Genomic DNA, 13,099 nt, shown 5'->3' on the forward strand with positions numbered 1-13,099 from the left:
ATGAAAACAGCAATTCAATTTGAACACGTATCTAAATTTTTTGGAACGAAGCAAATTATTAAAGATTGTCATTTAAGTTTGCAAGAAGGCGAAGTGGTGGCTATTGTTGGACCTTCAGGATGTGGAAAGACTACCTTTTTACATCTTGCAACGAATGTACTACAGCCAACATCTGGTCATATTACATGCATCACAGATAAATTGGGTTATGTATTTCAAGAACCAAGGTTATTACCATGGTGTACATTATATGAAAATGTCACATTTAGCTGTAATGGTGTAGTAGATAGATCTCAAATTATGAATCTATTAGCTCGCGTTAAGCTTGACAATGAAATGGATGCGTTTCCTAAGCAATTATCTGGTGGCATGAAGCAGCGAGTTTCAATTGTTAGAGCATTTGCATGCAAGCCTAAGCTTATTATGATGGATGAACCTTTTTCAGCATTAGATTATTGGATAAAAAAAGAACTTGTGCAGGACCTTATTGATTTAATAGAAAATGAGCAAGTAGGTATGTTTTATGTAACTCATGACTATGAAGAAGCTGCAACGGTAGCAGACCGCATTATTAATATTGCGTATGCAAATGAAGGAATCTACAAGGAAATAGTTTTAGATACACCAAGAAAACATCGTAACTTTGATTATATAAAAAATATTGAATATCAATTATTACAACTTTAAATAAGGGAGAAAGTATGCTATGAAAAAATGGCCTATAGTAAGTCTTTTAATAGTATGTCTTACAGTTGTCTTAACGGCTTGTGGCAATACAGAAAAAGCAAAGCAAGATCAAGAACCAGAGAAAAGTGTACAAGCTACTGCTGAACAACCAAGTGTATCAAAGGTTGAAAAAATGACTATTCAGGCACCGGCAGGTATTTCGATTGCTGCACCACTCTATAAAATGATTGATGATAAATCGTTACTAGAAGGTGCAGAGGATGTTGAGTTTCTAACTTGGAATACTCCTGACGAATTACGTGCACGTATCAGTGGAGGTCAGGTGCAAGTGTCTGCTGTGCCAACATATGTAGGTGCCAACCTTTACAATAAAGGTGTAGACATTCAATTGGTAAATACATTAATTTGGGGTATTTTATATTTTATTGGACCAGAGGGTGAAGCAATATCATGGGAGGATTTAAAAGGTAAAACGGTCCATGTACCATTTAAGGGAGATATGCCAGCATTAGTATTTCAGTATTTATTACAGAAAAACGGGCTAGATATAGAGAAAGATTTAACGGTGGAATATACAGCAACTCCTCAGGAGGTTGTCCAATTATTAGCGGCTGGCAAAGCACAATATGCTGTATTACCAGAGCATACTGCTTCCCTTGTTATTGCGAAGGCGAAAAAAGAGGGAATTGCCCTACAAAAATCAATGAGTCTACAAGAGGAATGGGCAGCAGCAACAGGAAAGACACCGCGTATTCCTCAAGCTGGCCTTGTTGTGGATAAGGCATTAATTCAAGAGCACCCAGAAACTGTAGCATTGCTACAAGCAAAAATAGAGGAATCTATTCAATTTTTAAAAGATAATCCTGAAGCTGCTGGTGAGCTATTGGCATCGTATCAAGAAGGGCTTGATCCAACCTTTATTGCAGGATTATTACCTTATTTAAATATCGAATTTGTCACGGCGCAAGAAGCCAAGGAAGAGCTTGAGTTTTTCTTTGAACAACTAGCTTCACTATCGCCAGATATTATTGGTGGGCAATTACCGGATGATGATTTCTATTATGAACCGTAAAAAAAGCTTGATTATTCAAATGAGCACTTGCAGTGGTATCGTGCTCACTTGGACACTATTATCTTTAAATTTCCCGAGCATTTTAATACCCTCTCCATATGAAACACTAACAGCACTATGGCAACTTATAGTAAGTGGTGAGTTGCTTCATCAACTTTATTTAACAATGGTTCGTATGGTAGTAGGTTTATCAATCGGTATGTTTTTGGCAATTTTATCGGGTTTATTGGCGGGTAGATTTGCAGTTATTTATGAAATGTTCCGCCCAGTTATTGCATTTTTATTAGGTATTCCACCTATTATTTTAGTCGTAGTTGCAATGGTATGGTTTGGTACTAATTCAATCATACCAATATTTGTCGTAAGTATTTTAGTGTTTCCAACATTTTATATTAATATTGCTAATGGTTATCGACAAATAGATATTCAACTCTTACAAATGGCGACCGTCTATCAAAAATCAACATGGCAAAAGTTACGTTTCATCATATTACCAAGTCTGATGGTGCCATTTTTTACAGCCTGTTCGCTAGCGGCAGGAGGTGCAGTAAGAATGACCATTATGGCTGAACTATTAGGAACGAATAGTGGTATTGGAGCGGCTTTAACAATGGCACGCATCAATATTAATACGGATAAAGTATTCGCTTGGACGTTGATAAGTGTACTAATAATTTTAGCAATCGATAGTTTTATTTTAAACCCATTAAAAGCAAAAATGATGACATGGAATAGGGAGGAATGACAATGACAATTATACAAGTTCAAGCAATGCTAAAAGAGAAGAAAAAGCATATTGGTAAATTGGGCAGTATTGAGGGTGCAGATGTTTTAAACATTCAATTGCGAGCAGGTGAAAAAATTCCTGAGCATCATACAGACAATGAAGTTTTAATTATTGTTCAATTTGGGGAAGTTCGCTTTATTATTGAAGGGGTGGAAGAAATTTTAACACAGGATACCATCTTAGCCTTAAACCCATCTGAGAAGCACAGCTTAGAAGCTATTACAGATGTTCGCTTGATTGTGATTAAATTGAAATAAAAAAGCTCCTAGCGAATGGAGCTTTTTCTATGCTTCATTTTTAGCTGAACTTTAAGTGATGTTATTAAGGCAGACGCGCAATGATAGAGATGCCTTGTAGGTTTTGATTATGCTTCATAAACGTTTTACGCATAAAAAGTACGCGCTTACGAGCTTTCGAATTTATTACTACATTTTTGATGATTTTTAGAACGCCGAATAAGCCTTCATCTTCAATTAAGCGTTTCGGGTAAAGGAGATGCATAGGTGCCGTTTCTACATGTTCTATAGTAAAACCATGTTGCTTTAAAGCATCTTCCCATTCCTCTACTGTTAATGGTAGAGCATTGACCTTTATAGCTTGGACTAAATCTTTACGAATCTCTTCACGTTGAGTGCTAGTAATAGTAGATGGTGTTAAGCACATCTCATGTATGGCATAGATACCACCAGGCTTTAATAGTCTTTTTGCCTCTCTAATAATGGCATTTTTCTGTTTAGTTGATTGCATGGTCAACATGGCTTCACCGTAGACAACAGTAGCCCATGCATCTGGTAAACCAGTGTGCTCTGCACTACCAATGATACAGCGTTGATTATCCCCATTTAAATATTCTCTTACCTTTTTTGCAGCTTCCTCATCACGTTCAACGGCTATGTAGGTTGGATTTTTTGCTAATGTCATTTTTGCAGTAGTGCCAAGTCCAGGTGCAAATTCTACTACATAGTCCTGTTCTTTAATGGCTAAATGTTGAAGCATTTGACATGTCATTTGAATGCCACCAGGGCGAAGTACCGTTTTTCCTAAGCTCGCTAAGAGCCAATGACCAGGCATTTTTTCGTAGTTTAAGGTTTGTTTAGTCATTTATGTATCCTCCTTTTATTGAAAATGATTATTATTCTCATTATTATAAAGGTAATATAACATTAATTACTGTGATATATGTCAAATTTGGAGGTAGATAAATGAACTGTCAAAAACAATACTGTTTTTCAAAGGTACCAATATTTCAACATCTAAAAGCACATGAAATGGAAGAAATCTCACACATTATTACACATCATCATTTTGATAAGGGAGAAATTATTTTACTCGCAGGTGACCGGAAGAAAAAATTATTTATCGTAAGGTATGGCCGTGCAAAAGTATCTCATATTTCTACAGACGGTCGGGAGTACGTTATGAGAGTTTTGGAAGCAGGAGAATTTTTTGGGGATGTTACATTGTTTAATGATGAGCCGCAAAAATCGACAGTAGAGGCACTAGAAAAAACTGAAATTTGCTCACTTGATGGTGAGGAACTGATGAAGATCTTAGCAGGTACGCCTGTTACGCTGTTTCATATGCTTGCCCAGCTTTCCTCACGATTAGAGGAGACAGAAAATCAATTGAGTGAAGCTGTTTCTAAAGAGGTAAGTGAAAGACTGGCTGCCTTTATTTTAAAATCTGCTGCTACAGCAGGAAGCGATACATTTTTATTGACACTTACAAAAAAAGATTTAGCCTCTTTATTGAATACTACAAGAGAGACATTAAGCCGTCGTTTATCTGCATTTCAAAAGGAAGGTTATATAGAGATGACAGGAAAAAGAATTATCATAAAAAATTATGATGCTTTGGAAAATTTATTATAGTAAGACAGTTAATAGTTGATAAAATCAATGAGTTTTGAAAATATTGTCGAAATTGTGATATAGCTCATTGAAATAATGTACAAACAGTCTTATAATGAAGGTTGTAATGTCACCAAGACAAGATAAGGATGGTATTATGATGCGCTTTTTGCGATTTAAAGTAAACATTGTAATAACAAGTCATACGAATCGCTATCCAGCCCTTGTGACTGGTGATTGTGTAAGATATACGCTGTAACGACTGTTAAGTTTTACCTTAATGGTCTTTTTTACATGTAAGCAATAAAAAATAGTACTAGTGATGGCAAAGGAGAGTTCAAAATGTCAGAAACGAATAACCAAACACAGGCTGAACAAGTAACTGTGAGTAAAGAGCAATTAGATGTACTAGATCAATTATTAAAGCCTGAAGTTCAAGAATCACTTACAACTTTAGTTGAGCAATTACCAAAGTTAACTGAAATGATGACATTATTAACGAAATCATACGAGTTTGCTCAAGCTGTTGCAACAGACGAAGTGCTTAAAAATGATACTGTTGGAGCAGTAACAGAAATGGCTGGTCCTGTAGTAGGCTCTGCGAAAAACCTTGCAGCAACTGCAATTGAAGCGAAAGACCGTGCATCTGAAAGCCAAGAAGTAATTGGTTTATTCGGTCTTGTGAAAATGTTAAAAGACCCTCAAGTTCAAAATGTTTTCCGTTTTGTTAATGCTTTCTTACAAGTAAGCTCAGAACGCAAAGCTAAATAAGACTCAAGGTAAATTCAATTCGTAAGGACGGAGGATTAATTAATCATGTCAAAAGAAATCGTCATCTTAGGTGCAGGTTACGCTGGCGTTTTAACTGCATTAACAGCACGTAAATATCTATCAGCTGATGAAGCTAAAATTACTGTAGTAAACCAATTCCCAACACACCAAATTATCACTGAGCTTCACCGTTTAGCAGGTGGTACAATTGCAGAAGGTGCTGTTGCATTACCACTTAAAAAAATCTTTAAAGGTTTAGATATCGACTTACACATTGCAAAAGTATCAAAATTCAATGTAGATAATAAAAAAGTTGATTTAGATAATGGCTATACATTAACTTACGATACGCTTGTAGTATCTTTAGGTAGCCAAACTGGATTCTTCGGTATTCCAGGATTAGAAGAAAACTCTATGGTCCTTAAATCAGTAAATGATGCTAACAAAATTAACAAGCATATCGAAGACCGCATTAAAGCATACGCACAATCTAAAGATGAAGCAGATGCAACAATCGTTATTGGCGGTGGCGGTTTAACAGGCGTTGAGCTTGTTGGTGAAATTGTGGACAACTTCCCGAAAATCGCTGCAAAACACGGTGTTAACTTTGCTGACCTTAAAATTAAACTTGTTGAAGCTGGTCCAAAAATCTTACCAGTACTTCCAGATACACTGATCCAACGCGCTACAGAAAGCTTAACAAAACGCGGCGTAGAATTTATTACAGGTACGCCTGTAACGGGTGTTGACGGCAATGTTATTTCATTAAAAGATCGTGAACCAATCGTTGCAAACACACTTGTATGGACAGGTGGGGTAGCTCCACTACCAATCGTAGGTGAATCAGGTTTAGCAGCTGATCGTGGTAAAGCAACAATTAATGAATTCTTACAATCTACTTCTCACGAAGATGTATTTGTTATTGGTGATGCATCAGTAGCTCTACCTGCTGATGGAGGTCGTCCATTATACGCTCCAACTGCACAAGTTGCATGGCAAATGGGTGAATGCGCTGGTTATAATGTATTTGCACAATACAGAAACCAAGAGATGAAATCATTCTCAGCAGTAAACTCAGGTACACTTGCAAGCTTAGGTCGTAAAGATGCTGTCGCTACAATTGGCGCAAGCAACACAGAGCTTAAAGGTCTTCCTGCAACATTAATGAAAGAAGCTTCAAATATTCGTTATTTAACACATATTAAAGCTTTATTCGGTTTAGCTTATTAATAAATAAAACACTCACTTTTATCGGGATTACGCTGATAGGAGTGAGTGTTTTTTTCTAAAAATGTATATTAATCACTTTAAATCCAGTAAACTAAATACATATTCAATAATCTACTTTCTGGGGTGATAGGCTATGTTAACAATGTTTCAATCAAAAAAAGAAGATATAGAGCAATTTAAGGCTAAAATTGATGAACTGAATGCAAAGCTAGATAAGAAGGATCATGAATTTCAGATTTTCCTCAATGAACTACATAAAGAACTAATTTCAACGATTGGACAACATGATATAGTCAATAACCAGCATATCATTTTAGGAGAGATGGTTACTGAAATATTAAAAGAATTTAATAGAGTAGAAGATAGTACAATACAATCAAATACCATATCTGGACATGCACTTGAAAAAGGTAGTTCTTTAATTGTCTCATCAGATAAAATGGTTTCTTTATCGATTGATAGCAAACAAGCGGTTAAGGAAGTGCAGCATGTTATTGATGAGCTAGGTGAACAATCAAGAAAAACAACAAATAGCATGAATCATTTAAGTGAACGATCAAAGCAAATAACGGATATTGTCAAAGTGATTAGTGAGATTTCCAACCAAACTAATTTACTTGCTTTGAATGCCTCAATTGAAGCAGCACGAGCTGGCGAACATGGCAAAGGGTTTTCAGTTGTTGCAGAAGAAGTACGTAAATTAGCTGAAAATACAAAGTCAAGCACAGAAGATATTGTAAACCTTACGAAAAAAATAGAGGAACAAATCTCTGAAGCCTATGAAGATAATAAAAATAATATGCAGCTAGTAACAGAGGGCCTACAAAAAAGTACAGATACTTCTGAGCAAATCAATGCTTTACTCCAAATCATTATGAATGTGCAGGGTGAAGTGAAGGAATTGCTACAATATATTGATAGTCAAAAAATATCGACTGAGGATGTTATGAGTAAATTCCAAACAACAACAGCGCTATTTGATGAAACGAATAAAGTTTTAACAGAACATATTGATGAATCGGAAATAGTAACCAAAAAATTACTAGAAGCTGTAGATAAAGTGAAATGCTTCCCGAATAAAATGTAGGTACATAAAAAAACACCATTCGATTCCTAATGAATCGAATGGTGTTTTGATTAGATTAATGGTTTGATTAGATTAATGGTTTGATTAGATTAATGGTTTGATTGGAATATTGCTTTAGTTGTTTTCTGTATGAGTTTTGGTAAAACGCCAAAGGAGTAAGGTTTGTAAACTCTCTCAGTCCATTTGTGTCCATCCTTCCCATATACACCCATTGTAACGGAAGGGATATTTAGTGCTTTTATTTTGTCAAAGGGTAGGGGATAAAGGGTATTCCATTCTGGAAAATTATGAAGCAATTCTTGTAGTTCTTCCTCTGTCGCATGAATAGATAAGAAACTACCATCAGCTAAATAAGGGAAGAAGCGTTTAACTTGGAATAGCTCACCTGTTTCCATAGCAACCTCTTTGACAATATGCTCAATAGTTTGTTTCAATACTTGATCTCTTTCCACATTTTCCTTTAAACAATTATGTGGTAAGAATGGTGGTGCAAAAAATAGGACAACACGAGGTTGATGTTCTGGATCAGCCTTTTGTAGGGCATCCACAAGAGCAAATGACTGTTGGCGTAATTCCTTTCCTTCATTCTTTTTCATTACCTCTGCAAGAATAGCCTCAGTTTGAACACCTTTTTCATTCAAGTATGAAATCAGTTCATCATACGTCATCACCTCAATATGCCAGGACAAAGAGCGTTTTGGGACATTGGACCATTCACTATATTTTTCATATTGAAGTTGTAGGTATTGCTCTGCTTCAGTACATGCCTGCTGTGTAACAGCTTTTAGTTTACTGACGACATGAGCTGGAGATTCTTCATATAAAAAATAGTTAAAATAAATTTGGCTTGTAGATGCTGTTTGAACTGTGTAGGATTCCTTTGTGTCACGCTGATATAAGCAAGTAGGTGGGAGTATCGTTTCACCTGTAATTTGCTCAGTCAATGCTAAGTTATTATGAATGCGTTCAGTAATTTTAGCTGCTATATAATTCGGGTCGATACCACTTAATGTATCACCCACATGTACCTCACGTCCGTAGATATAGAATGCGGGAAGAAGCTTACCAGCAACGCCTGTATAAATATAACGATGTGGATCATCCCCGTATAATGGTGTTGTAAAATCGGTATTGATTGCCATTAGAAAATCCAACCCATGTGCTATTTTTAAATGACTAAGTTCATCTAATGCATCAATAATCCCATTATGCTCTGACTCTTCACCACCATTTAAAATTAGAAGTAGGTTTCCATCTAATTCTTCAAGATGCTGTGTGAAATACTGAATATTCGCCACATGGACAGCGGCACCACTTTTCATATCTACAGCCCCACGTCCAAACATCCAATCGCCACTTTGAGCATCCTTTTGTACTTCAGCGTTTCCTTCATATTTTCCAAAGAACTCCTCAAGCTTGTAAGGGGAAAAAGCAAACTCCTTTAGATGACCATAATCCTCTATATCGACCGTATCCAAATGGGCATGATAAATAATTGTTTTCTTTGTTTCATTAGGACCTTTTACGAATGCAAAGAGATTTTTGCGTCCGATCGGATCATGCTTCACATTTGTCGTCCAAAGAAATGTAGGGTTTTCTTGGTAATAAGGGAATGCTTGCATTTTTTCATAGATGAACTCAATGATTTTCCCTTCACCATGTGTACCATTAATGCTATTAATATGGACTAATTCTTTTGTAAGCTCTTCGATATGTGTTGCAAGTGGTAATTGACTTAGTTGTTGACACATGTATATTGCTCCTTTTTTGTTCGACTACATATCATTCAAATTAGCAACCATTTCAGTTCAATTGTTTTCATTATATGAAAATTAATCCGTATAGTGGAATATGAAAATATCATATAAGAAAAACGTGTAATAGTCAATTTTAATTTTTATAAAATTCTGTTATTTATTATTAATTTATTCGCTAGGAAGTCTATTTAAATGAGTAAAAATTCGTTAAAATGAATAAAAGGAGGAGTAGTGATGATTCAATCTATTGAAAGAGCAATGTTGATTATTAATGTACTAGCTAAACAACCGAAGAAATTCTATTCTGTGCAAGATATCTACAATGAAACAGATTTACCGAGCAGTACGATTTATCGTCTATTGTATACATTAGAAACTTTCGATTTAGTAGAAAGAAATGAGGAAAAAAAGGAATTTCGTTTAGGGTATACTTGGTTACAACTAGGAATGAAAATGTACCATCATACAAATATTCGAGAAAAAGCACATCCATTATTAGAAGAGCTTGCAAATAATGTTCGTGAAACTACATATTTAAATATTCCCAAACAATTTAGCTCAATCATTATTGATAGAGTAGACAGCCCAAAAAACGTCCGAATCATAGATATGATTGGTGAAAAAATTCCATATCCAATCGGGGCTGCCAATAAAGTGCTACTAGCCTTTTCAAGCAAAGAAATCCAAGCTACTTTTTCAGAGAATTATGAAGTGATGGAGCAACTTCAACAAATTAAAGAGATGGGCTACTCTATTAGCTACGGTGAAAAAACAAAGGGAACCGTTTCTGTTGCAGCGCCTGTTTTTGATTTGGATGAGAAACCAATTGCAGCTATCAGTGCAGAATGCTTTGAATATGATACAGATGATGAAAAATTAGAGGGTATTGTGAAAGAAGTAACCAAAACAGCCTACCTTCTCTCACAAGAACTCGGGCATATAAAATAGGTCTTTCCTATTTAAGGAAAAGACCTATTTTTATGTTCTTTAGTCATATTCATAGTAATGGGACTTAGAGGATTGTATATTTAAAAACAATAAAATAATAGCGACGATGATCATAACAAGGGAGGCACTCACGACGACAAATCGTATTGTGATTAGTTCAGCAGTAATGCCAAAAATGGCTGTTAAGAGAATGATGAAAAATGCGTCCAAGAATCCATAAATACTGCCTATTCGCCCCATGCTCTCAGATGGGATATTATTTTGATAAAAGGTATAGAATCCTGTATTTGCAAAGGCAGTCGCAAATGATAATAGAAAGCAGCCTAGAGCAGCAATAAGAAAAGTGAAGGATGAAGTAAACACCAAATAGCCTAATGCTGTTAGAAGAGATCCCATACCAATCAACCAGGCAGTGGACACTTTTTCAACAACCGCTGAATTGATGAATGAGCCAATTAATACACCTATTCCAGCAATACTAACTAAAATTCCATATTGTCCCTCTGATAAAGCAAGTATTTGAGTTGCAAAGGCAGCCTCTAAAGAATCAGTCGCTGTCATCAAGACGATGGTAGCACTAAACAATAAATAGACGCTCATTACATATATATTTTTTAAGCTAAAGCGTATGACCATTTGCCAATCATGAAATAGTACTTGGCAAAGGGATTTTTTTTCTATAGCATTATCAAACTTTAGTCGTTTAAAGGTTTCAACACTCGGCATGTTGAACGTTATACAGGCTGATAAAAATAAAGCAAAGGCATTTAAGTATATAGCCATATTGGGTGTTCCTAGTGTAAATAGAAAGCCGGCAATTGCTGGTCCAGTTAGAAAAGCCCCTGAGTCCAGCAAGCTACGTAATGAGTTAAAACGTTTCCTTTGTGCTATAGGAATTAATTTAGTGATGTAGGTCATCGAGGTTGGATGATACATAGAGCTAGCTACTGTAATGATAAAAACTAGCGTATACATCCACGCTAAGCTATAGAAGAGGGGAAGTATAACAATTAGTATAGATTGCACAAGATTTAAAGTAATCATTAAATGTTTCTTATTATAGCGATCGATAAGGCTTCCTGCCCAAAAATTAGTGAGCAAAGATGAGATTGCTCTTACAATATACAAGCCAGAGACAGCAAGAGCTGATTTTGTAAGATTTAATACAATAAGATTTAAGGCGATAAAATAAATCCATTCGCCAATACTGGAAACACCAATACTACATAATAGGATGGCAGGATAACGCCAGTTCTCTAAAGATTTCTTCATATCAATTCCTCCTTAAGCAAAGTCAAGATCTGCAAAATAAAAAATCCCACCCCCAAGACGATTAGTCTTAGGGACGAGATTGTGGAATTTATACTCACGTGGTGCCACCCTAGTTCACTACTATGTCACCATAATAGCCTTTTCAGTACGACATAATTACTTATGTTTATACTGTAACTCTATAACGGGAGTTCCCGTCGCACCATCATTCAAATAGAAGTCCAATGCGCTACTCCGAGACTTGTTTCAATCATTCGTTCTTGCTCGTTTTCAGCGACCCGAGCTCTCTGGGAAGAACAGCCTTATTTACTCTTCTCTTCAATGTATTTTTGCTAGTGTATCATATGTACATAATTTTGGTAAAGTGTGATCTGAAAATTTCGTCAATTCCTTTACTGATAATTTGTATGGTCAAGCAACAGTTGACGCAACTTTAAGTAAGTGATCGAGATTCTTCAAAATGGTAAGATCCAATGTCGTTAGTTGTACTATTTTTTTCTGTGAATAGTGAGCCTTTGTTAATCGTCCTAATTGGCAAAACCACTTGTTGTTTTAGACTAGCATTATTGCTCCAGTCCATTGTCAGGAAGATTATCCATCCATTCTAAATTTAGTATATAATTTTTCTTAACAAGGAGGGAGAAATGAATGAAAGCTATTGTGATCCATGAGTTTGGTGAGGCAGAAGTTTTAAACTATATAGACTGTTCAGAGCCTACTTTGACTAAAGGCGAAGTCCTAATACGCACAACTTATACGAGTGTGAACTATGCAGATATTAAAAACCGCACAGGCAATAAAGCTAAAGCCAATTTCCCAATGATTCTTGGCTTAGATGTTGCAGGTGTTGTAGAAGAGGTCTTCGATGATAACAGTAACTTTCAAAAGGGCGACCAAGTCATCGCATTCCCTAAAAATGGAGCTTATGCAGAATTTGTTGTAGCTAAGGAACAGCTGGTTTTTAAAATTCCTAGTGATGTACCAATTGACAAGGTAGCAGCTGTACCGACGGTTTCATTTTTGGCGTATATGCTAACACATCAAATAGCAGCTATTGGTCAGCATGATGTCGTCTTGATACATGCTGCTTCCGGTGGAGTAGGGACAATGCTCATCCAAATGGCAAAAAAGCTAGGGGCAAAGCAGATTATTGGGACTGTGAGTAATTTAGAGAAAGCTCCAATCGTGTATCAGCTTGGTGCAAATCATGTTCTCACATATGATCAATTCAGTACACAAGTGCATGAACTAACGGAGGGACGTGGTGTTGATATTGTGTTTGATTCGATAGCAGGTGCTATAACAGAGGAAAGTTTGAATTGTTTAGCGCCTTATGGCACTCTTGTACAATTCGGCAATAGTGGAGGTAGAGCTGGTAATATTAAAACATCAGATTTACATAGCAGCTGCCGTACTATAAAAGGCTTCAGCTTAGGCACGACTAGAGCTTCAAAGCCAGAAATGTTGCAGCAGGTTGCGCAGGCTATTTTTTCTTTAATAAAAGAAGATAGCTTTCAGGTCCCCATTGCTAAAATTTTTGCCTTAGAAGAAATGAAAAAGGCACATGAATTGATGGAAAGCCGCCAGCATCAAGGGAAAATTCTTATTAAAATATAAAAATACAAAAAGATGACACGT

13 protein-coding genes and 1 other annotated feature are annotated in these 13,099 nt (G+C 36.1%); of the genes, 10 read left to right on the plus strand and 3 right to left on the minus strand.

Features of this window, described 5'->3' with window-relative positions; genetic code table 11:
- The 4 genes from MHI22_RS17720 to MHI22_RS17735 are packed head-to-tail and all read left to right on the plus strand — an operon-like array spanning position 1 to position 2,803.
- Positions 1–687, plus strand: coding sequence for an ABC transporter ATP-binding protein (locus MHI22_RS17720; protein ID WP_036118022.1), 687 nt, complete (start codon positions 1–3; stop codon positions 685–687).
- Between the two features lie 19 nt (positions 688–706).
- Positions 707–1,759, plus strand: a complete 1,053-nt coding sequence (locus MHI22_RS17725; protein ID WP_340812440.1) for an ABC transporter substrate-binding protein — start codon at positions 707–709, stop codon at positions 1,757–1,759.
- Positions 1,734–2,504, plus strand: a complete 771-nt coding sequence (locus tag MHI22_RS17730) for an ABC transporter permease (protein ID WP_340812441.1) — start codon at positions 1,734–1,736, stop codon at positions 2,502–2,504. The genes MHI22_RS17725 and MHI22_RS17730 overlap by 26 nt, the downstream gene beginning before the upstream one ends.
- Before the next feature lie 2 nt (positions 2,505–2,506).
- Entirely contained in the window at positions 2,507–2,803 is a 297-nt protein-coding gene (locus tag MHI22_RS17735) for a cupin domain-containing protein (RefSeq protein ID WP_036118016.1), read from the plus strand.
- A 64-nt stretch (positions 2,804–2,867) separates the two neighbouring features.
- On the opposite strand, the gene MHI22_RS17740 is transcribed toward MHI22_RS17735, so the two are convergent.
- Positions 2,868–3,647, minus strand: coding sequence for a class I SAM-dependent methyltransferase (locus MHI22_RS17740; RefSeq protein WP_340812442.1), 780 nt, complete (start codon positions 3,645–3,647; stop codon positions 2,868–2,870).
- Positions 3,648–3,748: 101 nt separating this feature from the next.
- Here MHI22_RS17740 and MHI22_RS17745 point away from each other — a divergent pair, with 101 nt between their 5' ends.
- From MHI22_RS17745 to MHI22_RS17760, 4 genes are all read left to right on the plus strand, one after another.
- Positions 3,749–4,417 (plus strand): Crp/Fnr family transcriptional regulator, encoded by a 669-nt coding sequence (locus tag MHI22_RS17745; RefSeq protein ID WP_340812443.1) that lies wholly within the window; start codon positions 3,749–3,751, stop codon positions 4,415–4,417.
- Between the two features lie 321 nt (positions 4,418–4,738).
- Positions 4,739–5,167, plus strand: coding sequence for a DUF1641 domain-containing protein (locus tag MHI22_RS17750; RefSeq protein WP_036118008.1), 429 nt, complete (start codon positions 4,739–4,741; stop codon positions 5,165–5,167).
- Positions 5,168–5,212: 45 nt separating this feature from the next.
- Entirely contained in the window at positions 5,213–6,397 is a 1,185-nt protein-coding gene (locus tag MHI22_RS17755) for an NAD(P)/FAD-dependent oxidoreductase (RefSeq protein ID WP_101966972.1), read from the plus strand.
- 133 nt (positions 6,398–6,530) lie between these two features.
- Positions 6,531–7,484: a methyl-accepting chemotaxis protein gene (locus MHI22_RS17760; RefSeq protein ID WP_036118002.1), complete on the plus strand. Its 954-nt coding sequence runs from the start codon at positions 6,531–6,533 to the stop codon at positions 7,482–7,484.
- Positions 7,485–7,573: 89 nt separating this feature from the next.
- Here MHI22_RS17760 and MHI22_RS17765 read toward each other — a convergent pair whose 3' ends face one another.
- Positions 7,574–9,235: a M20/M25/M40 family metallo-hydrolase gene (locus tag MHI22_RS17765; RefSeq protein WP_340812444.1), complete on the minus strand. Its 1,662-nt coding sequence runs from the start codon at positions 9,233–9,235 to the stop codon at positions 7,574–7,576.
- Positions 9,236–9,475: 240 nt separating this feature from the next.
- On the opposite strand from MHI22_RS17765, the gene MHI22_RS17770 reads away from it, so the two are divergent.
- On the plus strand, positions 9,476–10,189 hold the full coding sequence (locus tag MHI22_RS17770) for an IclR family transcriptional regulator (protein ID WP_058843989.1): 714 nt from the start codon (positions 9,476–9,478) through the stop codon (positions 10,187–10,189).
- Positions 10,190–10,228: 39 nt separating this feature from the next.
- Here MHI22_RS17770 and MHI22_RS17775 read toward each other — a convergent pair whose 3' ends face one another.
- Positions 10,229–11,461, minus strand: coding sequence for an MFS transporter (locus MHI22_RS17775; protein WP_271912149.1), 1,233 nt, complete (start codon positions 11,459–11,461; stop codon positions 10,229–10,231).
- Positions 11,462–11,527: 66 nt separating this feature from the next.
- Positions 11,528–11,792 (minus strand) — a binding site (T-box leader).
- A 317-nt stretch (positions 11,793–12,109) separates the two neighbouring features.
- Here MHI22_RS17775 and MHI22_RS17780 point away from each other — a divergent pair.
- Positions 12,110–13,078, plus strand: coding sequence for a quinone oxidoreductase family protein (locus MHI22_RS17780; protein ID WP_101966969.1), 969 nt, complete (start codon positions 12,110–12,112; stop codon positions 13,076–13,078).
- Positions 13,079–13,099 lie beyond the last annotated feature (21 nt).

The organism is Lysinibacillus sp. FSL L8-0312 (assembly GCF_038003285.1).
Lineage (GTDB): Bacteria > Bacillota > Bacilli > Bacillales_A > Planococcaceae > Lysinibacillus > Lysinibacillus fusiformis_D.